This is a genomic window from Micromonospora sp. NPDC051227, from assembly GCF_044455385.1.
Taxonomy (GTDB): domain Bacteria; phylum Actinomycetota; class Actinomycetes; order Mycobacteriales; family Micromonosporaceae; genus Micromonospora.
Window position 1 is genome coordinate 1 of sequence record NZ_JBITET010000018.1, and the last position, 26,448, is coordinate 26,448.

The following is a 26,448-nucleotide window of genomic DNA, read 5'->3' on the forward strand; positions in this document are numbered from 1 at the left end:
CCGGAAGCTAAGCCCTCCAGCGCCGATGGTACTGCACTCGTGAGGGTGTGGGAGAGTAGGACGCCGCCGGACAATCTTCCAGAAAAGGCCACCCCAATTGGGGTGGCCTTTTCTGCGTTTCCCTGCCCTGGTTGAGCCTTGAAGCCGCCGGTCACGCTCGAACCAAGATGTAGTGGCCTCACGACGTGCGGACATCACTACACCGAGGATGCTGCGCGATCTTGTCGTCTACGGATCGGCGGTGCCGGTCAGTCTCGGGTCTGCATGCCGTCGCGGAGGTTGCGCAGCAGGCCGCCGGCGTCGCTGACCGACCGGCCCGGGAACATCGCCATCACCACGCTGCCGTGGTCGGCCCAGCCGCACACCGCGAAGTCCCCGCCCTCGCCGCTGGTGCTGCCACACTTCAGCACCCCGCCGAGATCACCCGCGGGCAGCTCCCGCAGACCGTTCACCGCACCGGTCTCGTCCGACATCAGGCGGAAGAGGCTGTCCAGGTCCCGTTCCGGCTGCCAGAGCAGTGTGGTGCCCCCGAAGATGAGCACCGAGCGCTTGTCGTCGGCCGGGTCGCGGTAGACCGTGCCGAAGCTGCGGTCCAGTTCGATGTTCGCCGCCAGGCCGCTGCGCAGATAGTCGGCAGTGCTCTTCGCCCGCTCGCTGTCGTCGCGGGTCAGACCTGCCACCCGATCGGGTGACGCCAGTTGGGTGTCCTTCTGCTGGGCCACGCGCCACCCACCGACACCAAGCACGCCGGCACCGGCGAGACCAACCACCAGTGCGACCGTCCAACCGATCTTGCGGCGGCGTGACCAGCCGCTGGGCCGCTCGTCGGGGTCGCCTCCGGAGTCCCGGGTGCTCAGCTGGATCGGCTCTTCGGTCAGCTCGACCGGCTCGCGGCCGCCGTCGCGCGACCGCTCGGTGAGATGTGCGTCGGACATAGCCGACACCGTACGCGAACGGCAGGTGGCGCACGTCGGGTCTGCGGAAGCCCTCCGTAGACTTGTCCGGTGACCGAGAGACTGGATGCCCGACGCCCCGACGCCCCGACGCTTGCCGGCCAGTACCAGCCCGGTGAGGTAGAGCAGCGACGGTACGAGCAGTGGGTAGCCGGCGGGCACTTCCGGGCCTCCGCCGACAGCGACAAGCCCCCCTTCACCATCGTCATCCCGCCGCCGAACGTCACCGGCTCGCTGCACATGGGCCACGCGTTCGAGCACACGCTGATGGACGCGTTGACCCGGCGTAAGCGGATGCAGGGCTTCGAGGCGCTGTGGCTGCCGGGCATGGACCACGCCGGCATCGCCACCCAGAACCTGGTCGAGCGCCAGCTCGCCGCCGAGGGGCTGTCCCGACACGATCTCGGCCGGGAGAAGTTCGTCGAGCGGGTCTGGCAGTGGAAGGCCGAGTCCGGTGGCGCCATCCTCGGCCAGATGCGCCGCCTCGGCGACTCCGTCGACTGGGACCGCGAGCGCTTCACCATGGACGCGGGGCTGACCCGAGCCGTCCAAACGATCTTCAAGAAGCTCTTCGACGACGGCCTGATCTACCGGGCCAACCGGATCATCAACTGGTGTCCGCGCTGCCTCACGGCGCTCTCCGACATCGAGGTCGAGCACACCGACGACGACGGCGAGCTGATCTCGATCCGCTACAGCGACGAGGTCGTGGTGGCCACCACCCGGGCCGAGACGATGCTCGGCGACACCGCCGTGGCGGTGCACCCCGACGACGAGCGCTACCAGCACCTGATCGGCACCGAGGTCGAGCTGCCGTTGACCGGCCGCCGGATCCCGATCGTCGCCGACGCGCACGTCGACCCGTCCTTCGGCACCGGCATGGTCAAGGTGACGCCGGCGCACGACCCGAACGACTTCGAGATCGGCCAGCGGCACGACCTGCCCGCGCTGACGGTCATGGACGAGCGCGGTGTGATCACCGTGCCCGGCCCGTTCGAGGGATTGGACCGGTTCGAGGCGCGACCGGCGATCGTGGCGGCGCTGCGGGAGCAGGGCCGGATCGTCGCCGAGAAGCGCCCGTACGTGCACGCGGTCGGGCACTGCTCGCGGTGCAAGACCACCGTCGAGCCGCGGCTGTCGCTGCAGTGGTTCGTCAACACCGCCCCGCTGGCCCAGGCCGCGGGTGACGCGGTGCGCGACGGCCGGGTCCGCATCGAGCCGGCCGAGCTGGCCAAGCGCTACTTCGCCTGGGTCGACAACATGCACGACTGGTGCATCTCCCGCCAGCTGTGGTGGGGGCACCGCATCCCGGTCTGGTACGGCCCGGCGGGTGAGATCGTCTGCGTCGGCCCCGACGAGGCGCCGCCGACCGGCGAGGGCTGGCACCAGGACGAGGACGTCCTGGACACCTGGTTCTCCAGCGGCCTGTGGCCGTTCTCCACCCTGGGCTGGCCCGAGCAGACTCCGGACCTGGCGAAGTTCTACCCGACCAGCGTGCTGGTCACCGGGTACGACATCCTGTTCTTCTGGGTCGCCCGGATGATGATGTTCGGCCTCTACGCGATGGACGGCCGGCCGCCCTTCGACGTGGTCGCGCTGCACGGCATGGTCCGCGACCAGTTCGGCAAGAAGATGTCGAAATCGTTCGGCAACGTGGTCGACCCGCTGGACTGGATCGACCGGTACGGCGCCGACGCCACCCGGTTCACCCTGGCGCGGGGCGCGAACCCCGGCCAGGACGTCCCGGTCAGCGAGGAGTGGTGCCAGGGCTCCCGCAACTTCTGCAACAAGCTCTGGAACGCCACCCGGTTCGCCCTGATGAACGGCGCGCACACCACGGGCGACCTGCCCCCCACCGAGCAGCTCTCCACCGTCGACCGGTGGATCCTGTCCCGGTTGGCGCACGTCACCGCCGAGGTCGACGAGCAGTTCGAGGCGTACGAGTTCGCCAAGGTGTGCGACCTGCTGTACCACTTTGCCTGGGACGACGTCTGTGACTGGTACGTCGAGCTGAGCAAGCCGGTGCTCGCCGAGGGCGGTGAGCGCGCGGAGGCCAGCCGCCGGGTGCTCGGGCACGTGCTCGACCAGCTGCTGCGGCTGCTGCACCCGGTCATCCCGTTCGTCACCGAGGAGCTGTGGCTCGCGCTGACCGGCGGCGAGACGGTGCAGGCCGCGGCCTGGCCGGTGGCCGACCGGTCGCTGGTCGACGACGCCGCCGAGGTCGAGCTGGTCGGCGTGCAGCGGGTGGTCACCGAGATCCGCCGGTTCCGTTCCGACCAGGGGCTGCGCCCCACGCAGCGGGTGGCTGCCCGCCTGGACGGGCTGTCCGGCGCGGGTATCGCTGCCCACGAACCGCTGATCCGTTCGCTGGTCCGGTTGGATCCGGCCGGTGACGACTTCCAGGCCAGCGCCACGTTGGCCATGCCCGGCGCGGTCGGTGTCGCGTTGGACACCCGGGGGTCGATCGACGTGGCCGCCGAGCGGGCCCGGCTGACGAAGGACCGCGCGGCAGCCGAGAAGGAGGTCGCGCAGGCCCGGGCGAAGCTCGACAACCCTGCCTTCATCGGCAAGGCCCCCGAGCCGGTGGTCGCGAAGATCCGCGACCGGCTCGCCACCGCCGAGGCCGACCTGGTCCGGATCGACGCTGCTCTGGAGACACTGCCCTCGTGACCGACCGTAACGAATTCGCCGCCGTCGAAGCCGAGCTGAACGCCCGCGGTTTCACCCGCATGGTCTTCGAGCTGGACCGGATCGAGTCACTGCTCGACCTGCTCGGCAGCCCTCAGCGGGCGTACCCGGCGATCCACCTGACCGGCACCAACGGCAAGACCTCCACCGCGCGGATGATCGACTCGCTGTTGCGGGCGCACGGGCTGCACACCGGGCGGTACACCAGCCCGCACCTGGAGACCGTCCGGGAGCGGATCAGCCTGGACGGGGAGCCGGTCAGCGAGGAACGGTTCGCGTCGGTGTACCGGGAGATCAAACCGCTGGCCGAGCTGGTCGACGCGCGGTCGGACGAGCCGCTGACGTACTTCGACATGACCACCGCGCTGGCGTTCGCCACCTTCGCCGACGCGCCGGTCGACATCGCGGTGGTGGAGGTCGGCCTCGGCGGGGCCGAGGACGCGACAAACGTTCTCCAGGCCGGGGTCTGTGTGATCACCCCGATCGGGCTGGACCACACCGAGTGGCTCGGTGACACGCTCCAGGACATCGCGCTGGCCAAATCCGGCATCATCCACCCGGGTGCCACCGTGATCTCGGCGGCCCAGGAGGAGGAGGCTGCTGGCCCCCTTCTCGAACGCTGCGCCGAGGTCGGGGCCACCATCGCCCGGGAGGGCGGCGAGTTCGGCGTGCTGGGTCGGGCGGTCGCGGTCGGCGGTCAGGTACTCACCCTCCAGGGACTGGGTGGTGTGTACGACGACGTGTTCATCCCGCTGCACGGTGCCCACCAGGCGCAGAACGCGGCGGTGGCGCTCGCCGCCGTGGAGGCGTTCCTGGGTGCGGGGGCTCGACGTCAACTGGACATCGAGGCGGTCCGGGAGGGCTTCGCCTCGACCACCTCCCCGGGCCGGCTGGAGCGGGTCCGTAACGCCCCGACCATCCTGCTGGACGGTGCGCACAACCCGCACGGCATGAAGGCCACCGTCACCGCGCTCCAGGAGGAGTTCGCGTTCAGCAAGCTGGTGGCCGTGATCGGCGTACTGGCCGACAAGGACGCTGAAGCGTTGCTGGAGCTGCTGGAGCCGGTGGTTGATCAGGTGGTGGTCACCCGCAACAGCTCGCCACGGGCGATGCCGACGGAGGAACTCGCCGCGCTGGCCGCCGAGATCTTCGGCGATGAGCGGGTGGACTCGGCCGAGGAGATGCCGGACGCCATCGAGTTGGCGGTGGCGTTGGCCGAGGAGGACGTCCCGGGTGAGCTGAGCGGGGTCGGAGTGCTGGTCACGGGATCCGTGGTGACGGTCGCCGACGCGCGCCGGCTGCTGAAGCGATGACCAGCCCGGAGCGGGACCCGCACCCCACCGAGGACCCGACCGGCCCGCCGGTCGAGCAGCCGGTGGGGGAGGAGCCCACGACCGGGCAGCCGCGACGCTCCGGGTTGCGCAACCCGGAGCGGGCGGTACGCGGTCTCGGTGCTGGCACCCTCAGCCTGGAGGCGCTGGTGCTGTTGCTGGCGATCCAGCCGATCCGGGTGGTCGGCGGTGATCTCGGCGGCGCCGCGATCGGTGCGGTGGTGGCACTGGCGGTGGCCGCCGTGGTGCTCGCCGGCATGATGCGTCGCCAGTGGGCCTGGAACGCCGGCACCGTGCTCCAGGGCCTGCTGTTGCTGGGCGGTCTGCTGCACTGGTCGCTGCTCGGGCTGGGCATCATCTTCGCCCTGGTATGGGCGTACGCGTTGCACGTTCGCCGCGTCATTCTCGGCTGACGCCGGGCCCGGCCGGCGCCGTCCGAAGGCGGGCCGGGTCAGGCGTCGGCGCGTTCGCGCCACTGGGTCAGCGCGACGCCGTGGCCATCCGGGTCGCGAAAGGCCGCCGCCCACCCCTCCAGCTTCGTGCCCCGGTTGACCACCCGGGGCGCGTACGTGAAGCGGACGCCCGACTCGCGCAACCGCTCGTACGCCGCCTCGATGTCGCTCACCTCAAGGTTGACGTGCACGAGTCGGCGGCTGATGGGCGCCGCCCCGGTCACCTCGCGCAGGACGATCCGGGTCGTTCCGGAGGCCAGGACGGCGTTGTGGGCACCCTGGTCGACCTCGCTGAAGCCGAGCACGTCGCGGTAGAAACCGAGCGACCGGGGCAGGTCGGTGACCAGCAGGGTGAGGCCCACGCCGCTGATCGGCGCGGCCGGGTCCGCGGCCGAGCCGGCGTCGAACCCGAAGATCGCCTGGTCCAGTTCCTCGTCGGTCACGGTCGCGGGTGCGGCCCCGGCCGGGGAGGGATCGTCCAGCGGAAGATCGAGTGGGTCCAGCGGGTCGGCCGCGCCCGGGCCGGACCGCTGCGCGGGCGGCGGGTCGAAGCGCTGCGCGCTGGGCTGCTCGAAGCGCTGCGCGCTGGGCGGGTCGACGGGGTCCTCGGCGGGTGGGGCGGTCGTGCCGCCCTCCTCCGAAGCGTCGAACCGGTCGGCGGCGGGCTCGTCGAAGCGCTCCTCGGCGGGCGGGCGCGGTGCCGGAGTGGTCGCCCGTCGGGGCAGCCCACCGGCCTGCGGCTCGACGACGACGCCCTCCAACACCACCGGGCCACCCGGGCTCTGGTGCATCACCACGGGCTCGCGCTCCTCGGGCACGACGCCCGGGTCGTCGTGCCGGAGGTCGTCGCGCGAAGGGTCGGTGCGCAGCGGGTCACCGAGCGGGTCGCGGAACGGGTCACCGACCGGGTCCCGGAAGTCGTCGCGGAACTCGTCGTCGGGTGCGCGATCGGCCCACGGCGGCGCGTCCTGCTGGATCAACAGCTCGTCCATCGCCTCCGCGTCGGCGAACTCCGGCGGAAGATCGGCGACGGCAGCGGCGGTCTCGGCATGGGTCGGCACCTCGTCCCAGAGGACCTTGACGTGCCGCTGGTCGTCCAACGCGACCCGGATCGGCAGGGTCTGGCCCAGCGACGGCCACTTGGAGACCGGCACCCTCGGCTCAATGATCTTCTTGGACCGCGGCGGCAGACCAGGGGCGTCAATCACCAGTTGCAGTTCGCAGCGGCCGAACGCGTACTGGGTGGGTGGTTCGGAGGCGCTGTGCACGTGCCCGACGCCGACGACCCACGTGCGACCGCCGCCGCGTACGGTCGCCAGCGCGATCGCCAGCACCAGCAGGGCGACCCCGAGAGCCACGATGGCCCAACTCGTCATGCCGAGCCCGAACAGGACGACGAACGTGGCCACGGTGCCCAGCACCGCGCCGATCAGCTTGCGTACCGGCGCGATGGGTCGGTTCCCGCCATTCGCCACAGTGGACCTCCCGGGGTCAGGACCAGGCTAGGCCGGATCGGCCACCGGGGGAAAGACCGGCCGCCGCGCCGGCGCCGGGACCGGGTCGCTAGGCTGACCGTACCGATCCCAAGCGTTCTGCGCGTACAGGAGGAACCCAGCGTGTCCAGCAACAGCCCGGATGAGCGCAGCCTCGTTCTGATCAAGCCCGACGCGGTTCGCCGCGGCCTGGTCGGCGAGGTCCTCTCCCGCTTCGAGCGCAAGGGGCTGCGGATCGACGCGATGGTGCACCGGACGATGGATGCCGCGCTCGCCGACGAGCACTACGCCGAGCACGTCGACAAGGCGTTCTACCCGCCGCTGAAGGACTTCATGACCGGCGGCCCGCTGGTCGCCCTGGTGCTCTCCGGCGACCAGGTCATCGACGTGGTCCGCGGGCTGGTCGGCGCCACCGACGGACGCAAGGCCGCCGCCGGCACCATCCGGGGTGACCTGTCGCTGTCCAACCGGGAGAACCTGGTGCACGCCTCCGACTCGACGGACAGCGCCAAGCGCGAGATCGCGCTCTGGTTCCCCGAGCTGGGCTGACGCTTACCGGCCCGGGGCCGACCGACGACGCCCGGGTTCAGCCGACCACCGGCACCTTCGCCGGGTTGCCGACCACGTAGATCCCGGTGATCCGTCCGTCGGCCGCGGCGATGGTCAGCGTGTACCGACTGCCGTCCGCGCGGGTGATCAGCATCGCCGGCTCCCCGTTGAGCTCGACCGGATCCATCACCACTCGGTGACGCGGGCCGTAGACCCCGGCGTAGAACCGGGCTATCCGGTCCGCGCCGGTGACCGGGTTGAGGGCGGCCCGCACCCGACCGCCGCCGTCGTTCCACGCGGTGGCGTCGGCGGCCACCAGGTCGGTGAGCCTCGCCAGGTCACCGTCGCGGGCGGCGGCGAGGAACGCGTCCAGCAGCCGCTCCCGCTCCGGGCGGCTGGCGGTGAACCGACGCTGCTCCTGCCGTACCCGCGCGGTCGCCCGGTGGTACAGCTGCCGACAGTCGGCGACGGACCGGTCCAGGATCTCGGCGATCTCCGCGTACGGCAGGTCGAAGGCCGTGTGCAGGACGTACACCGCCCGCTCCGGCGGGGTGAGCCGCTCCAGGACGTGCAGCAACGCGGTGGAGAGCGAGTCGCGTAGCTCCACCCGGTCCAACGGCCCGAACGGCGAGGGCACGGTCGGCACCGGCTCGGGCAGCCATGTCCCGACGTACGTCTCGCGGGCCGCCTGCCGGGCGCGCAGCCGGTCCAGGGCCAACCGGGTGACCACCCTGGACAGGTACCGGCGCGGCTCCTCGACCCGGGCCCGGTCCACACCCAGCCAGCGCAGGTACGCCTCCTGGAGCACGTCCTCCGCGTCGTGCCGGCTGCCGAGCAGGCGGTACGCGAGCCCAAGCAGCATCGGCCGGTGCGCCTCGAGCGCACCGGCCGCCTCCGCTGCCGCCTCGGTGGTCACGCCTGGGCCGGAGGCTCCAGCCGCATCGTCACCCCGATCCGATTCCACACGTTGATTGTGGCAATCGCGATGACGAGGTCGGCCAGTTCCTTCTCCGACCAGACCTTCGCGGCGTCATTCCACACCTCGTCCGGCACCCCGTGCTCGCCGAGCCGGGTGACCGCGTCGGTGAGGGCCAGCGCGGCCCGCTCCCGCTCGTCGAAGAAGGGCGCCTCCCGCCAGGTGGCGACCGCGAACAGCCGCTGGCTCGACTCGCCGCCGGCGAGCGCGTCCCGGCTGTGCATGTCCACGCAGTACGCGCACCCGTTGATCATCGACGCCCGCAGCTTCACCAGTTCCAGCACGGTCCGGTCGACGTTCGTCTGGACGTACTTCTCCAACCCCATGACGGCCTTGTACGCCTGCGGTGCGACCTCGGCCGGGTTCATCCGTTGCACGACTACCTCCTGATCGGTCCGACGCCGGTACGACGGGTGGGCCGGGCCGGGTCGTGACAACACCGGCTGTGATCTCGCTCATGCCGCCGAGGTGGCCCGGGTGGGCGGCACGCCGACCGACCGACGACCGGCGTTCGCGTTCGCGTCACCCGGGCCGCCGCTCACGGTCACCTCCGCCCGATAGACCCACGGGGTCAACCCATGATCGGGAGGAAGCATGACCGAGCTTGATCGACGTACCCTGCTGCGGACCGGCCTGGTGGTCGGTGCCGGAGCTGCCGGCGGCGCCCTGCTGGGCGGTGCCGGCGCGAACGCCGCCCCGGCCTGGCGCCCGGCGGCGCGCCCGGTGCTCACCCACGGCGTGCAGAGCGGTGACGTGACCGCGGACTCGGCACTGGTCTGGACGCGGGCCGACCGACCGGGCCGGATGCTGGTCGAGGTGAGCCGTCGGCCGGACTTCCGGGGGGCGCGTAAGCTGCGCGGCCCGGTGCTCGGCCCGAACGGCGACTTCACCGGAAAGGTCCGGCTGCGGGGCCTGCCGGACGCCGAGCGGCTGCACTACCGGGTGCGGGTGGAGAGCCTGGATCGGCACGGGGTGGTCAGCGAGCCGCTGACCGGGACGCTGACCACCGCGCCGGGGCGGCACCGGCGACGCGACGTGAAGTTCGTCTGGACCGGCGACGTGGTCGGGCAGGGCTGGGGGATCGACCCGAACTTCGGCGGTATGTCGATCTTCCGGGCGATGCGGCAGACCCGGCCGGACTTCTTCCTGTGCAGCGGCGACACGGTGTACGCCGACGGCCCGCTGGTCGAGTCGGTGAAACTGCCCGACGGGCGGATCTGGCGCAACCTGGTCACCCCGGAGAAGAGCAAGGTCGCCGAGACTCTGACCGAGTACCGTGGGCAGTTCGCGTACAACCTGCTCGACGAGCACCTGCGGGAGTTCGCCGCGGCGGTGCCGCAGATCAACCAGTGGGACGACCACGAGGTCCTGAACAACTGGTACCCGGGCGAGATCCTGGACGACCCGCGCTACACCGAGCGGCGGGTCGACGTGCTCGCCGCCCGGGCCCGCCAGGCGTTCAACGAGTGGCTACCGGTGCCGGTCGACGGGCCGATGTACCGGCGGCTGTCGTACGGGTCGTCGCTGGACGTGTTCGTGCTCGACATGCGCACCCACAAGGACCCGAACGACGGCAACACGTACGCCGACCCGAAGCGTGGGCTGCTCGGCCGGCAGCAGCGGGAGTGGCTGATCCGGGAGCTGAAGCGCTCCACGGCGACCTGGAAGGTGATCGCCAACGACCTGCCGATCGGGGTGGTGGTGCCGGACGGTCCGGGCGCGCAGGAGGGTGTCGCGCAGGGCGACCCGGGTGCGCCGGCGGGCCGGGAGTTGGAGTTCGCCGAGGTGTTGCGGGCCACCCATCGGGCCGGGGTGACCGGCATGGTCTTCCTGACCGCCGACGTGCACTACTCCGCCGCGCACCACTACGACCCGTCCCGCGCGGCGGTCGGCGACTTCACCCCGTTCTGGGAGTTCGTCTCCGGCCCGGCGCACGCCGGCGCGTTCGGCCCGAACGCGCTGGACGGCACGTTCGGGCCGCAGGCGGCCTTCGTGCACGCGTCGCCGGTGGCCAACACAGGCCCGGCGGGAGGCTTCCAGCACTTCGGTGAGGTCACCATCGACGGTGAGTCCGAGGCCCTGACGGTCCACCTGCGCGACCGCGACGGTGCCTCGTTGTGGAGCACCACCCTCCCGGCCCCCTGACCCCCACCCCTCCCCGGGTTGATCATGAGGTTGGCGGGCGGATCGACGAGCTGCCGTCCCGTCAACCTCATGATCAGCGGGGGTCGTCGAGGCTGGTCGGGCGGGTCACCCGCCGCTGCTCCGGTTCGCCGCTACTCGGAGGCGCGGCGGTGGGCGCGTCGAGTATCGTTGAGCACCGTAAGGCGATGACCCGGCCATCACCGGTGAGCCTCCGGAAGAACAGCCGGGCAACCGGCCCAGTAGAACCGGACGGGTGCGGCCCGTCACAGCCGACAATGAGCGGGCGGTCGATCCTGACCGCCAAGCGGGGTGGTACCGCGGGCCACCCGGGAGCGCCGTTTGAGGCGTACCCCGGAAGGTTCGTCCTCGCAGTCCCACGTTGAGTGACTGCACGAGGAGAGCGACCCCCGATGGCCTATCCGTTGCACGACCCGACCGCCGCCGGTGTCCCGGCGAGCCCGGACCTGCCCGCGGTCGAGCGCCGGGTGCTGGAGCACTGGACGGCCGACAAGACCTTCGAGGCCAGCATCGAGGCCCGCCCCGCCGGCACGGACGGCAAGAACGAGTACGTCTTCTACGACGGCCCGCCGTTCGCCAACGGCCTGCCGCACTACGGTCACCTCTTCACCGGCTACGTCAAGGACGTGGTGCCGCGCTACCAGACCATGCGCGGGCGGCACGTGGAGCGGCGCTTCGGCTGGGACTGCCACGGCCTGCCCGCCGAGGTGGTGGCCGAGAAGCAGCTCGGCATCACCAGCAAGGCGGAAATCATCGACCTGGGCGTGGACCGGTTCAACGAGGCCTGCCGCACCTCGGTGCTGGAGTTCACCCAGGACTGGGAGCGGTACATCAACCGGCAGGCCCGCTGGGTCGACTTCACCAACGACTACAAGACCCTCGACCTGGACTACATGGAAAGCGTCATGTGGGCCTTCAAGACCCTGCACGACAAGGGTCTGATCTACGAGGGCTTCCGGGTGCTGGCGTACTGCTGGCGCTGTGAGACGCCGCTGTCGAACACCGAGACCCGGATGGACGACGTCTACCGGGACCGGCACGACCCCACCCTGTCGGTGTGGTTCGAGCTGACCGCCGACGAGTCCGCGCCGGAGCTGGTGCGCGGGCCGGTGAAGCTGGGCGTCTGGACCACCACGCCGTGGACCCTGCCGTCGAACCTGGCGCTCGCCGTCGGGCCCGACATCGAGTACGCGGTGCTCGAACGCGACGGCGACCGCTACCTGGTGGGGGCGGCGCGGCTGGCCGCGTACGCCAAGGAGCTGGAGGGCTACGAGCAGGTCGGCACGGTGTACGGCCGGGACCTGGCCGGACGCCGCTACACGCCGCTGTTCGACTTCCTCGTCGAGCAGGCCGGGGAGAACGCCTACCAGGTGCTCGGCGCGGAGTTCGTCACCACCGAGGACGGCACCGGGATCGTGCACCTGGCCCCGGCCTTCGGTGAGGACGACCAGAACGTCTGCAACGCCGCCGGCATCCCCACCATCGTCACCGTTGACGACCACACCCGGTTCACCGCGCTGGTCCCGCCGTACCAGGGTGAGCAGGTCTTCGACGTCAACAAGCCGGTGATCCGGGAGCTGAAGGACCGGGGGGTGGTGCTCAAGCAGGACACCTACACCCACTCGTACCCGCACTGCTGGCGTTGCGACACCCCGCTGGTCTACAAGGCGGTGTCCTCGTGGTTCGTCGCGGTGACGCAGTTCCGGGACCGGATGGTCGAGCTGAACCAGGAGATCAACTGGACGCCCGGCCACATCAAGGACGGCTCGTTCGGCAAGTGGCTGGCCAACGCCCGGGACTGGTCGATCAGCCGGAACCGGTTCTGGGGCTCGCCGATCCCGGCGTGGAAGTCCGACGACCCGAACTATCCGCGCCTGGACGTCTACGGTTCGCTGGCCGACATCGAGCGGGACTTCGGCGTACGCCTGACCGACCTGCACCGGCCGGCGGTGGACGACCTGGTCCGCCCCAACCCGGACGACCCGACCGGGCAGTCGATGATGCGTCGGGTGCCGGAGGTGCTGGACTGCTGGTTCGAGTCCGGGTCGATGCCGTTCGCCCAGGTGCACTACCCGTTCGAGAACGCCGACTGGTTCGAGCACCACTACCCGGGTGACTTCATCGTCGAGTACATCGGGCAGACCCGCGGTTGGTTCTACACCATGCACGTGCTGGCCACCGCGCTGTTCGACCGGCCGGCGTTCCGCAACTGCCTGAGCCACGGCATCCTGCTCGGCTCGGACGGGCGCAAGATGTCCAAGAGCCTGCGCAACTACCCGGACGTCTACCACGTCTTCGACGCGTACGGCTCGGACGCGATGCGCTGGATGCTGATGTCCTCGCCGGTGCTGCGCGGTGGGGACATGGCGGTCACCGAAGCGGGCATCCGCGACGCCGTCCGGCAGGTGCTGCTGCCGCTGTGGAACGTGTGGTATTTCTTCACGCTCTACGCCAACGCCGACGGGTATCAGGCGCGGCGGCGCACCGACTCCACCCACCTGCTCGACCGGTACGTGCTGGCGAAGACGAACGAGCTGGTTTCCACGGTCGGCGCGCAGATGGACGCTTACGACATCTCCGGTGCCTGCGCCACCGTCCGGTCCTACCTGGACGCGCTGACCAACTGGTACGTGCGCCGGTCCCGCGACCGATTCTGGTCCGGTGACGCCAACGCCTTCGACACCCTGTCGACGGTCCTGGAGACCCTCTGCCGGGTGGTGGCGCCGCTGGCGCCGCTGACCGCTGAGGAGATCTGGCGTGGCCTGACCGGGGAGCGTTCGGTGCACCTGACCGACTGGCCGGAGGCGAGCGAGTTCCCGGCCGACCACGACCTGGTCGCCGCGATGGACAACGTGCGGGCGGTCGCCTCGGCGGCGCTGTCGCTACGGAAGGCCAAGGGGCTGCGGGTGCGGCTGCCGCTGTCGAAGTTGACAGTGGCCTCGCCGGCCGCAGAGCAGCTGCGGCCGTTCGCCGACCTGGTCGCCGACGAGGTCAACGTGAAGACTGTGGAGTTCAGCGCGGAGCTGTCCGCGTACTGCGAGCAGGTGTTGACGGTGGTGCCCCGGGCGCTCGGCCCGCGGGTCGGCAAGCAGGTGCAGCAGGTGATCAAGGCGGTCAAGGCGGGCGAGTGGGAGCTGGTCGACGGTGCCCCGGTGGCCGCCGGCGTCACCCTCGCCGAGGGTGAGTACGAGTTGCGCCTGGTCGCCGCCGACGCCGAGCAGTCCGCGCCGCTGCCCGGCGGCGAGGGCGTGGTGGTGCTGGACACCGATGTCACAGCGGAGTTGGCCGCCGAGGGGCTGGCCCGCGACGTGGTGCGGGTGGTGCAGCAGGCCCGCCGGGACGCCGACCTGGACGTCTCGGACCGGATCGTGGTGTCGGTGTCGGCGTCCGACGAGGTACGCGCGGCGGTGTCCGCGTACGTCGACTTCGTCTCCGCGGAGGTGCTGGCCGACTCGGTGGACTTCGCCGAGGGCCTGGAGGGCTTCGCTGGCGAGGTCGGCGATGGTGAGCGGGTAACGGTGGTCGTCCGCCGGGTATGACGGACCATCGCCAGGGTGCGGGCGCCTCACCACCTCCGTCCGGAAGGTGTGGAGGCGTCCGCTACCGTGACACCGCCTGTTCGCACCTGATCTGCCGGAGGACCAGTGCCCCTGCTCTACACCATCGGCAAGCTCACCGTGGCGCCCACGCTGCGGTTGGCGTTCCGCCCGACCGTGGAGGGGCTGGAACACGTGCCGGAGATCGGTGGCGCGGTCTTCGCCGGCAACCACCTCTCGGTTGCCGACGAGTTGTTCCTCGGCACGGTCGTGCCCCGGCACCTGGCGTTCTGGGCCAAGTCGGAATATTTCAAGGGCGCCGGCGTGAAGGGTGCGATCTCCAAGTTCGTCCTCACCGGCCTGGGTGCGATCCCGGTCGAGCGGGCCGGTGGCCGGGCGGCGCTGTCCGCGTTCGACGCGGCGATCCCGGCGCTCAAGGGCGGTGACCTGGTGGTGGTTTACCCGGAGGGCACCCGCTCACCGGACGGCAAGCTCTACCGGGGGCGGACCGGCGCGGCCCGGCTGGCGATCTCGGCCGGCGTGCCGATCATCCCGGTCGGCATGATCGGCACGGACAAGGCGCAGCCGATCGGTGCCCGCGTGCCCCGGCCGGGCACTGCCAAAATCACGGTTAGATTCGGCAAGCCGCTGGACTTCACCGGCCGACCGGACGACCGCACCTCGCTGCGGCAGATGACCGACGAGCTGATGAGTGAGATCCAGAAGCTCACCGGCCAGGAGTACGTGCCCCGCTACGCCCCGCCGCGCGCCCACCCGGATCCGACCCGCGACGCCTGACCCCGCCGGGCTCACCCTGCCCCTCAGTCAGTTGCCCGGCCCGGCCCTTGGCCTGCCGGGCCGGGAGGTATACCGCCTTTTGCGTTGTGGCCGCGGCGCGGCGTGACGCTGCGTCACGACTGCTGCCGCCGGTGCGCGGGCCGGGCGTCCGGGTGCGGAGCACCGCGCCCCAGCCGGCCGGGGTGCGGCTCAGCCCCGCTCGGGTTGGACGATCTGGGCGCGCAGGGTGCCCAGCAGTTCGGCACTGTCGGCGACGGAGAGTCGCGTGAACACACCGGTGGCGATGCTGCCGTGGTCGACCGACGTGCAGACCACCACGGCACTGCCGTCGGCGCTACCCACCGCGCACCGTTCGTGCCTGCCCCGCACACCGGTGTCCACGCTCTCCGGGGCATCCAGGGCGTACCGGTCGGTGAGGCGGCTGATCTCGGCCTCCGCGTCCGCCTCCGGGCTCAGCCGGAAGCCGGTGCCGCCGAAGACCGTCACCCGCTTGCCGCTCGTCGTGGCGTAGACGGCGGCGAACGTGTCCTCGGCGAGCCAGTGCTCCTTGCGTACCTCGCCCTCCAACTTCTTGGCGGTCTCGGTGCTGCGGCTGTCCTGTCGCAGGCTGAGGTCGTCCACCTGGACGGGCAGGGCCGCGCGCGCCGGGTACTGGGCCGAGATCGGGAACCCGTAGTAGGCGGGGCAGCCACAGCAGCAGGCCAGGGTGAGCAGCAGCAGCCACGGCCAGCGGCGTCGTCGGCGGACCGGTACCGGCACGTACCCCTTGGGGGCCTGCCAGCCCGGCGGCGGCGATGGTGGTGGCGCGGCGGATCGCCGGCCCCGGCGCTGCTTCGGCACCTTCGGCGGCGCGGGTGGTGCGGGTGGCGACATCGGTCGGGCCGGCACCATGGGTCCGATGACCCGCGGCGCGCCCGGGGCGGCCGGCGGCGGCACCGGGCGCGGGCCGGCCGGGGAAGCGGGCGGCCCGGACCACTGCCGGGTGTCCCGCGATGCGGCCGGAGGAGCGGGCGGCCCGGACCACTGCCGGGTGTCCGGCGGCGTCGGATACGACAGCGTGGGCGGCAGCGGGGGCAGTTCGGCGGAGGGCAGGTCCCAGCCGCCGGTGTCGACGCCGGCCCACGGGTCGACCGGTGTCTGGTGCTCCGGCGGCCCGGCGGCCACCGGCGGGGGAGGGGTCGGCTCGGCCGACTCACCCCAGGCGGGTCGGCGGGGCAGCGGCGGTGGTACCGGGGCCGAACCGCTCCACCTGGGCGCCGGGACCTCCGCGGTCGCGGCAGGCTCCGGCTGGTCCGGAAGTTCTGGCTGGCCCGTGGGCTCCGGGTGGTCCGGGGGTTCCGGGTGGTCCGGCGGTTCCGGCTGGTCCGGGGGTTCCGGCTGGTCCGGGGGTTCCGGCTGGTCCGGGGGATCTGGCTGGTCCGAGGGTACGGGTGGGGAGGTCGGCTCGTCGGCGACCGCCCGGTCCCGCTCCGGCTCCGCGCCCGGGGTGCTCCCGTCGGCCGGCCGTGCTCCCGGCTGGGGCTCCGGCATCGCGGCAATCTCCTCTCGCGCCGAACCGAGGTTAGTACCGTGCCGCCACCACCGCCGATCGGGCGTGCGCGCGATCGGCGCCGGACGAACGCGTACCCTTGGGCATCATGAGTGCCCCGTCCACGACGCCGCGCGCGGCCGCGACCAACTCCATGTGGTCCCAGCTCGAGCCGCTGCTACCCCAGATCTCCAAGCCCATCCAGTACGTCGGGGGCGAGTTGGGTGCGGTGACGAAGGACTGGGACGCGGCCACCGTGCGTTGGGCGCTGATGTATCCCGACGCCTACGAGGTGGGCCTGCCCAACCAGGGCGTGCAGATCCTCTACGAGGTGCTCAACGAGCTGCCCGACACCCTCGCCGAGCGGACTTACGCGGTCTGGCCGGACCTGGAGACGCTGATGCGCACGCACGGCGTGCCGCAGTTCACCGTCGACGCGCACCGGGCGGTGCGCGGGTTCGACGTGTTCGGCATCTCCTTCTCCACCGAGCTGGGCTACACCAACATGCTCACCGCGATCGACCTGGCCGGCATCCCGATGCTGGCCGCCGACCGCACCGACGCCGACCCGGTGATCGTGGCCGGCGGGCACGCCGCGTTCAACCCGGAGCCGATTGCCGACTTCATCGACGCCGCGGTGCTCGGCGACGGCGAGGAGGCGGTCCTGGAGATCACCGCGATCGTCCGGGAGTGGAAGGCCGAGGGCTCGCCGGGCGGCCGCGACGAGCTGCTGCTGCGGCTGGCCCGCACCGAGAGCGTCTACGTGCCGCGCTTCTACGACGTCGACTACCTGCCGGACGGCCGAATCCAGCGGGTCGTACCGAACCGGGCGGACGTGCCGTTCCGGGTGCACAAGCGCACGACGATGGACCTGGACGCCTGGCCGTACCCGAAGAAGCCCCTCGTTCCGCTGGCCGAGACGGTGCACGAGCGGTACGCGGTGGAAATCTTCCGGGGCTGCACCCGGGGTTGCCGGTTCTGCCAGGCCGGGATGATCACCCGCCCGGTACGCGAACGGTCGATCACCACCGTCGCGCAGATGGTCCGCGAGGGCCTGGAGTTCTCCGGCTTCTCCGAGGTCGGCCTGCTGTCGCTCTCATCGGCGGACCACTCCGAGATCGGCGACATGTGCTCGGGCCTCGCCCAGCAGTACGAGGGCACGAACGTCTCGCTGTCGCTGCCCTCGACCCGGGTGGACGCCTTCAACATCGACCTCGCACAGGAGTTGTCCCGCAACGGGCGGCGTACCGGCCTGACCTTCGCCCCGGAGGGCGGGTCGGAGCGGATCCGCAAGGTCATCAACAAGATGGTGTCGAAGGAAGACCTGATCCGTACGGTCGTCACCGCGTACACCAACGGGTGGCGGCAGGTGAAGCTCTACTTCATGTGCGGCCTGCCCACCGAGACCGACGAGGACGTCCTCGAGATCGCCGAGATGGCCCACGAGGTGATCAGGGCCGGCCGGGCCGCGACCGGCTCCAAGGACATCCGCTGCACGGTCTCCATCGGCGGGTTCGTGCCGAAGCCGCACACCCCGTTCCAGTGGGCCGCGATGGACCGTCCGGAGGTCATCGACCACCGGCTCAAGATCCTCAAGCAGGCCATCAACGCGGACCGATCGCTGGGCCGGGCCATCGGCTTCCGCTACCACGACGGTGAGCCGTCGCTCATCGAAGGGCTGCTCTCCAGGGGTGACCGCCGGGTCGGCTCGGTCATCCGCAAGGTCTGGGAGAACGGCGGCCGGTTCGACGGGTGGAGCGAGCACTTCTCGTACCAGCGCTGGGTGGACGCGGCGGCCGAGACGCTGCCCGCGTTCGGGGTGGACCTCGACTGGTACACCACCCGTCAGCGCGACGAGCTGGAGGTCCTGCCCTGGGACCACCTCGACTCGGGCCTCGACAAGGACTGGCTCTGGCAGGACTGGCAGGACTCGTTCAGCGAGTTCGAGCAGGACGACTGCCGGTGGACGCCCTGCTTCGACTGCGGCGTCTGCCCATCGATGGACACCGAGATCCAGATCGGCCCCACCGGCAAGAAGCTTCTGCCGCTCACCCCGCTGGGCGGCAACGGCATGAAGGTCCCGTCGGGCCACTCGCACTCGCACCCCTGACCGCGCTGCCTTCGGGCAGCGCTGGCTGGCGGTGACCCACCACCCTCCACATCCGACATGTCGCCCAACGGGTCCGCGTCTCGCGGGCCCGTTGGCGTTGTTCGGACCCGGCCCGCGCGGTGGCCCGCACCGGACCTTCCGCGAGATCGGCCGCCATCTGTACCACGTGCTGGTGGCTGGGGCTGCCTCGACTAGGTCAGACTCGATACGCTGCGTCTGACATGGACCGACCCGGCGGGTCGGGGACGGGGGAGGAATCGCATGGGTAGCATCCCGCCGCCGAGCATCGGCGATCTGCACGTCAGCGTCGAGGACCTGGACGCCGCCGCCACGTACGTCGAGCGGCTCAGGCAGTACATCGACGACACCATCAAGTACGAGATGGAACGCATCAAGGAGCGGATGAAGGGCGACAGCAACAACGCCCAGACCGTCCCTAACGGCACCCCCTTCGGCGCGTACGAGGACGCCCGCATGCAGTGGCGGGCCCTGGAGGCGTCAACGGTGAACATGGAAGCGCACCTCACCACCCTCTCCCAGAAGCTCGCCGCGCTCAAGGAAGGCACCGAGGAGATCGCCAAGGCGTTCCGCGACACCGAGGCGCGCAACGGCGCCAACGGCAAGGAGATCGAGCGGCTCCTGGAGTCGGCGGCGCCGCCGCCCACTGCCAGCGGTGCACCCACCTACCCTTACACGGCCTGAGGGGGACGTCATGGCTGGAGGAACCTGGGAGCGGTGCGTCCGTGAGGTGACGCTCTCCGCGGACCCGGATACGGTCGGATCGGTCGGAGCGGGCTGGAGCAACCTCTCCAGCGGCCTGCAACAACTGCGGGACGCGCTCGTCGGTCGCTCGTTCGTCGGCCCGATCGCGACGGGCCAGGAACGCCCGCACGTCGGCGGTCTGCCCGGGATGCTCGCCGGTTGGAAGGGCGGCGGTGGTGACGCGTACCGCGAGCACCTGGGCAAGATAGGCAAGCAGATCGAGGATCTGATCACCGACGCGACAAACGTCAGTGGCGCGTTGACGCGGATCGAGGGCGACATCCGCAAGTCGGTCTCCACGATCCCGATCCCGCTGATGGACGACTTCGGCTTCAACGAGTGGAGCCTGCCCAACGGCACCGAGCTCGACGATGCCCGCGACGGCGAGAGCTCGTCGGGGTTCCTCGCCGCGCTGCGCAAGGACTACCAGAACAACCCCGGCTCGTACGCCGACGGCGCGTTCCGTGACAAGGCCGACGACCTGGAAGCGACAATGAAGGTCGACGGTCAGGCTGGTGACCAGAAGCGGGGCGGCTGGTGGGACACCCAGGCCCACCTGGACAACTGGTACCGGGACAATCAGAACGCGGCGAACACCGCGATGGCGCCGCTGCCCCAGGCGGTCTACACCGAGCGTCCGAAGCTCACCGTGAACAGGCCGGACGGTGGATTCGAAGAGGATGACCTCCGTCGCGACCCCCGGGTCCCGCCGTCGGGGCGGCCCGACATCAGTGGTGGCGAAATCGGCGGGAAGCCCGACATCGGTGGTGGCGGCCCCACGATCGGCAGCAGGCCGCCGGGCATCGGTGACACGGGCGGTCCGACGTCCACCGTCGACCCGTTCTCCCCGACCAAGCCCGGTGGGCTCGGCGATGGCTCGCCCACCGGCGGCACGGGCCAGCTCACACCCCCGTCGACGGGCTCCAGCTTGCCGGGCTACGCGGACGGCGACGCTGGCTACAGCAGCGGTCTGGCTGGCGCCACCCCGGGCGGGGTCGGCGGCCTGGGCGGCGGCATCGGCGGCGGCGGGGTCGGCAGCGCCGGTCTCGGTGGCGCCGGCGGTGGTTTCGGAGGCGGCGCTGGCGTCGGCTCGGCCGGCGGGATCGGCGGCGGTGCCGGCGGTGGCCTGGGTGGCGGTGCCGGGATCGGCGTGGGCGGCATCCCCGGCATGGTGGGTGGCGGCAACGGAAAACTGCCGCCGATGACGAGCGCGGCGAACGCGTTGCGCACGGCCCAGGCCGCCGGCGGCGCCGGGATGGCGGGCGGCGCGCGTGGTGCCGGCGTCGGCGGTGCCGGAATGATGGGCGGCGGCATGATGGGCGGCGCGGGTGGCGCCGGGCAGGGTGGCAGCACTGGCTCCGAGCATTCGTCGTGGTTGACTGAGGATGACGATCCGTGGGGCCCTGGTGACGGGGCGTCCCCGGGTGTCCTTCGATGAGGATGGACGGATGAGGGTGAACGTCGGAAGCCTCCGACCAGTGACCGCGTGCCTGCTGGCGGGGCTCCTGGTGGTGGGGGCCGCTCAGCCGGCGGCAGCCGCGCCCCGACGGGCCGAGCAGTGGTATCTGGACGAGCTCCGGATCGATCAGGCGCACAAGATCTCGACCGGGCGAGGCGTGGTCGTGGCCGTGATCGACAGTGGTGTCGAGGCCGGCCATCCGGACCTGCGCGGTCAGGTGCTTGCCGGTGGTCGCAGCTACGGTGCCTCCGGAGATGGTCGGGCCGATGAAGACGGGCATGGCACGCACATGGCCGGCATCATCGCGGCCAAGGCCAGCAGCGACGGTGTGACTGGCATCGCCCCCGGTGTGAAGATCCTTCCCATCAAGATGCGCAAGGAGGATGGGGTCTACAAGAGCGCCGGGATGGCTCGGGGCATTCGGATGGCCGTCGACGGCGGCGCCAAGGTGATCAACATTTCCATCGGTGGCGCGGGCCTCGCCAACCCCGTGGAGGAGAGCGCAATCAAGTACGCGCTGGACCATGACGTCGTCGTGGTCGCCTCCGCGGGCAACACCGGCCGTGGCCGCACCGCCGTGGGCAGTCCCGCCAACACCCCGGGCGTGATCGCGGTGACCGGGACGACCAGGGGCGGCGCGTTCTGGTCCGGCTCGGTCCAAGGGCCGGAGGCGGTGGTCGCCGCCCCCGGCGACGGCATCTACAACGTCGCCAACGAGGGGGGCTACGGCTGGGGCGACGGGACCTCTGACTCCAGCGCGATCGTCTCCGGTCTCGCCGCGCTGATCCGGTCGAAACATCCGGACCTCAGCGCTCCCAACGTGATCAACCGGATCATCCGGACCGCGCGGGACGCCGGTGCGTCCGGGCGGGATCCGCAGTACGGCTTCGGGGTGATCGACCCGATCAAGGCGCTGACCGCGAACGTGCCGCCGGTCACCGCCAACCCGCTGCTCGACCCGGCTGCGGCGGCGTCGACCGACCCGGGTCCGGCCCGTGCCGAGGGTGCGGACGAGGAGTTCGACGTCACCCAGCACGGCGACCGCGGTGGCCCCACCGACCAGCAGGTCATGGTGGTCGGCATCGGCATCGCCGTGGTGCTGGTGTTGCTGCTGGGTCTGGCGGTCTTCCTCATCTGGAACCGCCGTCGGTACCGGCGGGAGGCGGCCCGGGCCGCCGACATCCCGGACGAGGTGCTCGACCGGGCGGCCCAGGGCACGTACCCGCCGCCTGACGCGGGCTACGCCCCGCCGCCGGGCTACCCGCCCCCACCCGGCCACGCCCCTCCTGCCGGGTATGCCCCGCCTTCCGGCTACGCCCCGCCCTCGGGTTACGCCCCGCCCTCCGGTTATGGCCCGCCGCCGGGCGGGGTACCGCCCGCCCCGCCGAGGGAGCGGTAACCGGTCCGATCATGGTGGCCGGCCGGTGACCTCCGCGTCACCGGCCGGCCATCGGCGTTCGCGGCGGGTGGTCGCGACCCTGACGGCCGGTTTGCACCCGTCTGGCGGGGCGATCCGGCCGCCCCGGTTGGGTACCGTCACGAGCCCTGCGCCAGGATGGGCGGACACGCAGGTACACCCGAGGAGCCCACGATCGCCAGAAAGCCTCAACCCGAGGGCGGCCAGGCACCGGTCGTCCAGCGCGTCCGCATCCGGTACGCCAAGCGCGGACCGCTGCGATTCACCTCGCACCGGGACTTTGCCCGGGCGTTCGAGCGCGCGCTACGCCGGGCCGCCGTGCCGGTCGCCTTCTCTCAGGGTTTTCACCCGCACCCGAAGATCTCCTACGCCAGCGCCGCGCCGACCGGGGTGGCGAGCGAGGCGGAGTACCTGGAAATCGCCCTTCAGGCGGCCGTCGACCCGGAAGCGTTGCGCGCCGCGTTGGACGCCGCGCTCTCGCCGGGGCTGGACGTCCTGGACGCCGTGATCGCCGAAGGGGGCAACCTGCCGGACCGGATCGAGGCGTCGCACTGGCACATCGAGTTGCCTGAGGTCGACACGGCGGTGCTGCGCGCCGCGGTGGACGCCTTCGTCACGGCCGAGGAGGTGCTGGTCGAGCGGATGACCAAGCAGGGTCGACGCACTTTCGACGCCCGAGCCGCCGTGATGTCGATCGATGTCCAACTGCCTACGCCGACGCCTTCCGGGGCGCCGGCCGTACCGTGTGCGATACTCGAACTGGTCGTGCGGCAGGTCACCCCGTCCGTACGGCCCGATGACGTCCTTTCCGGCCTCCGCGTGGTGGCCGACCTGGAGCCGCCGGTTTCGCCGAGGGTGACACGGCTGGCTCAGGGCACGTTGACCGCGCAGGGTGCGATCGTGGATCCGTTGGATGCGGACCGCGACGGGGCAGCCATCGTTGGGCACTGACCGACGGTCGGTGTTCTGGCAGGCAGACTTCGGCGGTCGCGCACCACGCGCGCCCGGCGGAAACACTTTTGCGGCGACCCTGCGTGGCAGCGCTCACCCGCGCCCGGGCTAGCCAGAACTGGAGAACGTCCATGCTCGAGAACGAGCCCGAGGGCGGCGAACGGACCGGTTCACAGCCGGCCGGTGAGACCGCCGACCAGAGCACCACGGCCGACGGCGCCGCCGTCGAGACCTCCACGACGGCCGTCGGTTCGGCCTCGATGGAACCGGCTGGCGCGGCGAGCGCTCCCGCTGAGGCGGCCGAACCGGCCGCGCCGGTGCGGCGCACCCGGGCGACCCGTCGTCGGGCCGCTCCGCTCAACCAGCCGGAGCAGACCGACGCCCCGATCGAGGCGCCCACCGGTGGCGCCGGCAACGTCGAGTCGCCGCAGGCGGAGGTCTTCGCCCCGGTCTCCGGCGACCTGGACGTCGCACCGAAGGCTCCCCGGCGCCGCCGCAAGGCCGCCCCCGTCGAGACGACCGCTGAGGAGCCGCTGGTCGCCGCCTCTGCGGAGGAGGCCTCGGCCGAGGTGGTGCCGCCGGTCAAGGTGACCCGTACCCGGCGCAAGAAGGCCACACCGGCGGCCGTCGAGGAGCCGCCCGCCACCGAGCAGCCGGCCGCCGCCGACGAGGTGCCCGCGGTCGAGGAGCCGGTCGTCGAGGAGCCGGACCTCACCGAGGAACCGGCGGAGTCCGACCTGCGCGAGGCCGAGGCCGAGTTGAACGACTCCCCGGCTCTGCCGGGCACGTCCGCCGCGGATCTGGCCTGGAGCAGCGGCGCGCAGGACCGCTCCGGCGAGGTGCCACCGGGTGTGGCCGTCTCCGGTGTGACAGCTGAGCCCGCCGAGATCGAGCCGGAGCAGCCGCGTACCCGTCGTCGGCGCGCCGCGCTCTCCGCGCCCACCGTGCTGTTCATGGCACCCCAGCCGGACGCCGTGCCGGTGACCCGACCGGTGGAGCCCGCCGCGGCGACCGAGGAGCCGGCCGTCGAAGAGGCCGCCGAGCCGTCCCGCCGCCGTCGGCGTGGTCGCCGCGAGGTCGAGCCGGTGGAGCCGATCGAGGCCATCGAGGCCGAGGAGGAACCGACCGACGAGGCCGACGAGGCCGACGAGGCGGATGAGGACGACGAGGACAGCGCCGCCGCGCGCCGCCGCCGCCGGCGTGGTCGCCGGGGCCGGGGCCGGGGCAAGGGCGGGGCCGACGACGCCGAGGACGATGAGTCCGAGGAGGCGGCGCAGGCCGACGAGGAAGAGACCGCCGAGGCCGACGCTGAGGCCGACGAGGACGAGGAGTCCGAGGGCGGGGACGGTCTGACCCGTCGTCGCCGTCGCCGTCGCCGTCGTGGCGCCGGTGACACCGAGGGCGCGGCGGACGACGGCGTGCCGACCGTGGTGAAGATCCGCGAGCCGCGCCGGACCGTCGACGAGGTGCAGGGTGTGTCCGGCTCGACCCGGCTGGAGGCCAAGCGCCAGCGCCGCCGGGACGGTCGGGAGCAGCGCCGTACCCGCCCGCCGATCCTCAGCGAGTCGGAGTTCCTGGCGCGCCGGGAGGCCGTCGACCGGGTGATGGCGGTCCGCCAGCGCGGTGACCGCACCCAGATCGCGGTCCTGGAGGACGGCGTGCTGGTCGAGCACTACGTCACCCGCAACTCCTCCGGGACGATGGCCGGCAACGTGTACCTCGGCAAGGTGCAGAACGTGCTGCCGAGCATGGAGGCCGCGTTCGTCGACGTCGGTCGGGGTCGCAACGCGGTGCTGTACGCCGGCGAGGTCAACTGGGACACCTCCGGGCTGGAGGGGCGGGCCCGCTCGATCGAGCAGGCGCTGCGCTCCGGCGACTCGGTGCTGGTCCAGGTCACCAAGGACCCGATCGGGCACAAGGGCGCACGGCTGACCAGCCACATCGCGCTCTCGGGCCGGCACCTGGTCTACGTGCCCAACGGCAACGCCTCCGGGATCAGCCGCAAGCTGCCGGACAACGAGCGCAAGCGGCTGCGGGACGTGCTCAAGAAGCTGGTCCCGGACGGCGCGGGCGTGATCGTCCGGACGGCCGCCGAGGGCGCCACCGAGGACGAGCTGGCCCGCGACGTCAAGCGGCTCCAGGCGCAGTGGGAGGACATCCAGGCCAAGGCCGCCGAGGGTGGCGCTCCGGTGCTGCTCTACGGGGAGCCCGACCTGGTCATCCGGGTGGTCCGGGACCTGTTCAACGAAGACTTCCGCGAGCTGGTGATCGAGGGCGAGCAGTCGTACGACATGGTCGAGTCGTACCTGTCGCACGTCTCCCCGGACCTGGTCGACCGGGTGCGCCGGCACGTCGGCACGAGCGACGTCTTCGCCGAGTACCGGATCGACGAGCAGATCATCAAGGGCCTGGACCGCAAGGTCTTCCTGCCCTCCGGCGGCTCGCTGGTGATCGACCGCACCGAGGCGATGACGGTCGTCGACGTCAACACCGGCAAGTACACCGGTTCCGGGGGCAACCTGGAGGAGACCGTCACCCGCAACAACCTGGAGGCGGCGGAGGAGATCGTCCGTCAGCTCCGGCTGCGGGACATCGGCGGCATCGTCGTGATCGACTTCATCGACATGGTGCTGGAGTCGAACCGTGAACTGGTGCTGCGCCGGCTCACCGAGTGCCTGGGCCGGGACCGCACCAAGCACCAGGTCACCGAGATCACGTCGCTCGGCCTGGTGCAGATGACCCGTAAGCGCATCGGCGCGGGTCTGCTGGAGGCGTTCAGCGAGACCTGCGAGTGCTGCAAGGGCCGGGGCGTCATCATCCACACCGAGCCGGTGCCGGAGAAGCCGCGTCCCGCCGGTGCGGGGGAGAAGGTCAAGGCGGTCGCCTCGGCGGTGGCTCCCGCTCCGGCGGCCGAGCAGGCTGCCACCTCGTCCCGTCGCCGGGCGCGCAAGAACGCCCCGGCCGTGGCCGAGCGGACCGCTGTCGAGGTCGTCGACACCGACACCACGGCCGAGCCGGACGCCGACTACCAGGACACCATGGGCTACGACCTGTCCCGCTACGAGTCGGACACCGCCGCCGCACCGGCGATTTCCGACGCTCAGCAGGGCGAGTCGGCTCGGCTGGCCGCAGCGGACGACCCGGACGCGCTCGCTGACGGTGAGGGTGACGAGGAGACCACCGAGGGTGGTGGCGGTCGTCGCCGGTCGCGTCGCGGTGGCGCCCGTCGGCGGACCCGCCCCTGAGCGCCTGACCGGCCACGTGTTTGACGAGGTCCCTCTC

18 protein-coding genes are annotated in these 26,448 nt (G+C 71.6%); 13 read left to right on the forward strand and 5 right to left on the reverse strand.

Annotated features, from left to right (window positions below):
• Positions 1–248 precede the first annotated feature (248 nt).
• Complete coding sequence (locus tag ACIA47_RS29560; RefSeq protein ID WP_396711582.1) at positions 249–935, reverse strand: hypothetical protein; 687 nt, start codon at positions 933–935, stop codon at positions 249–251.
• Positions 936–1,004: 69 nt separating this feature from the next.
• Between ACIA47_RS29560 and ACIA47_RS29565 the strand changes: the two genes are divergently transcribed.
• The 3 genes from ACIA47_RS29565 to ACIA47_RS29575 are packed head-to-tail and all read left to right on the forward strand — an operon-like array spanning position 1,005 to position 5,385.
• Complete coding sequence (locus tag ACIA47_RS29565) at positions 1,005–3,623, forward strand: valine--tRNA ligase (protein ID WP_396711583.1); 2,619 nt, start codon at positions 1,005–1,007, stop codon at positions 3,621–3,623.
• The gene (locus ACIA47_RS29570; RefSeq protein WP_396711584.1) at positions 3,620–4,954 is read left to right on the forward strand and encodes a bifunctional folylpolyglutamate synthase/dihydrofolate synthase; all 1,335 of its coding nucleotides are present in this window, start codon (positions 3,620–3,622) and stop codon (positions 4,952–4,954) included. The genes ACIA47_RS29565 and ACIA47_RS29570 overlap by 4 nt, the downstream gene beginning before the upstream one ends.
• Positions 4,951–5,385, forward strand: coding sequence for a DUF4233 domain-containing protein (locus tag ACIA47_RS29575; protein WP_396711585.1), 435 nt, complete (start codon positions 4,951–4,953; stop codon positions 5,383–5,385). Before ACIA47_RS29570 ends, ACIA47_RS29575 begins: the two co-directional genes overlap by 4 nt.
• 38 nt (positions 5,386–5,423) lie before the next feature.
• Here ACIA47_RS29575 and ACIA47_RS29580 read toward each other — a convergent pair whose 3' ends face one another.
• Complete coding sequence (locus tag ACIA47_RS29580) at positions 5,424–6,899, reverse strand: VOC family protein (RefSeq protein ID WP_396711587.1); 1,476 nt, start codon at positions 6,897–6,899, stop codon at positions 5,424–5,426.
• A 141-nt stretch (positions 6,900–7,040) separates the two neighbouring features.
• Between ACIA47_RS29580 and ndk the strand changes: the two genes are divergently transcribed.
• Positions 7,041–7,466, forward strand: a complete 426-nt coding sequence (ndk, locus tag ACIA47_RS29585) for a nucleoside-diphosphate kinase (protein WP_091409968.1) — start codon at positions 7,041–7,043, stop codon at positions 7,464–7,466.
• 37 nt (positions 7,467–7,503) lie between these two features.
• On the opposite strand, the gene sigJ is transcribed toward ndk, so the two are convergent.
• Together sigJ and ACIA47_RS29595 are read right to left on the reverse strand one after the other, a co-directional pair.
• A complete protein-coding gene (sigJ, locus tag ACIA47_RS29590) occupies positions 7,504–8,382 on the reverse strand; it encodes an RNA polymerase sigma factor SigJ (protein ID WP_396711588.1) in 879 nt (292 codons plus the stop codon).
• A complete protein-coding gene (locus tag ACIA47_RS29595; protein WP_208646735.1) occupies positions 8,379–8,810 on the reverse strand; it encodes a carboxymuconolactone decarboxylase family protein in 432 nt (143 codons plus the stop codon). The genes sigJ and ACIA47_RS29595 overlap by 4 nt, the downstream gene beginning before the upstream one ends.
• Positions 8,811–9,036: 226 nt before the next feature.
• On the opposite strand from ACIA47_RS29595, the gene ACIA47_RS29600 reads away from it, so the two are divergent.
• The 3 genes from ACIA47_RS29600 (at position 9,037) to ACIA47_RS29610 (ending at position 14,939) form a co-directional block, all read left to right on the forward strand.
• Positions 9,037–10,587, forward strand: coding sequence for an alkaline phosphatase D family protein (locus ACIA47_RS29600; RefSeq protein WP_396711590.1), 1,551 nt, complete (start codon positions 9,037–9,039; stop codon positions 10,585–10,587).
• Between the two features lie 410 nt (positions 10,588–10,997).
• Positions 10,998–14,144, forward strand: a complete 3,147-nt coding sequence (ileS, locus tag ACIA47_RS29605) for an isoleucine--tRNA ligase (protein WP_396711591.1) — start codon at positions 10,998–11,000, stop codon at positions 14,142–14,144.
• Between the two features lie 105 nt (positions 14,145–14,249).
• Positions 14,250–14,939 (forward strand): 1-acyl-sn-glycerol-3-phosphate acyltransferase, encoded by a 690-nt coding sequence (locus ACIA47_RS29610; protein ID WP_238690205.1) that lies wholly within the window; start codon positions 14,250–14,252, stop codon positions 14,937–14,939.
• A gap of 189 nt (positions 14,940–15,128) precedes the next feature.
• Here the strand turns inward: ACIA47_RS29610 and ACIA47_RS29615 are convergent, their stop codons facing one another.
• Entirely contained in the window at positions 15,129–16,469 is a 1,341-nt protein-coding gene (locus ACIA47_RS29615) for a hypothetical protein (protein WP_396711592.1), read from the reverse strand.
• A gap of 107 nt (positions 16,470–16,576) precedes the next feature.
• Between ACIA47_RS29615 and ACIA47_RS29620 the strand changes: the two genes are divergently transcribed.
• The 6 genes from ACIA47_RS29620 to ACIA47_RS29645 all read left to right on the forward strand — a co-directional run bounded on the left by ACIA47_RS29620 (position 16,577) and on the right by ACIA47_RS29645 (position 26,411).
• Positions 16,577–18,577, forward strand: a complete 2,001-nt coding sequence (locus ACIA47_RS29620; protein WP_396711593.1) for a TIGR03960 family B12-binding radical SAM protein — start codon at positions 16,577–16,579, stop codon at positions 18,575–18,577.
• A 261-nt stretch (positions 18,578–18,838) separates the two neighbouring features.
• Positions 18,839–19,279 (forward strand): hypothetical protein, encoded by a 441-nt coding sequence (locus ACIA47_RS29625; RefSeq protein WP_396711594.1) that lies wholly within the window; start codon positions 18,839–18,841, stop codon positions 19,277–19,279.
• A gap of 10 nt (positions 19,280–19,289) precedes the next feature.
• Entirely contained in the window at positions 19,290–20,777 is a 1,488-nt protein-coding gene (locus ACIA47_RS29630; RefSeq protein WP_396711595.1) for a hypothetical protein, read from the forward strand.
• A 40-nt stretch (positions 20,778–20,817) separates the two neighbouring features.
• Entirely contained in the window at positions 20,818–22,197 is a 1,380-nt protein-coding gene (gene mycP, locus ACIA47_RS29635; RefSeq protein ID WP_396711596.1) for a type VII secretion-associated serine protease mycosin, read from the forward strand.
• Between the two features lie 156 nt (positions 22,198–22,353).
• Complete coding sequence (locus tag ACIA47_RS29640) at positions 22,354–23,166, forward strand: TIGR03936 family radical SAM-associated protein (protein WP_396711597.1); 813 nt, start codon at positions 22,354–22,356, stop codon at positions 23,164–23,166.
• 131 nt (positions 23,167–23,297) lie between these two features.
• A complete protein-coding gene (locus tag ACIA47_RS29645; protein WP_396711598.1) occupies positions 23,298–26,411 on the forward strand; it encodes an Rne/Rng family ribonuclease in 3,114 nt (1,037 codons plus the stop codon).
• Positions 26,412–26,448 lie beyond the last annotated feature (37 nt).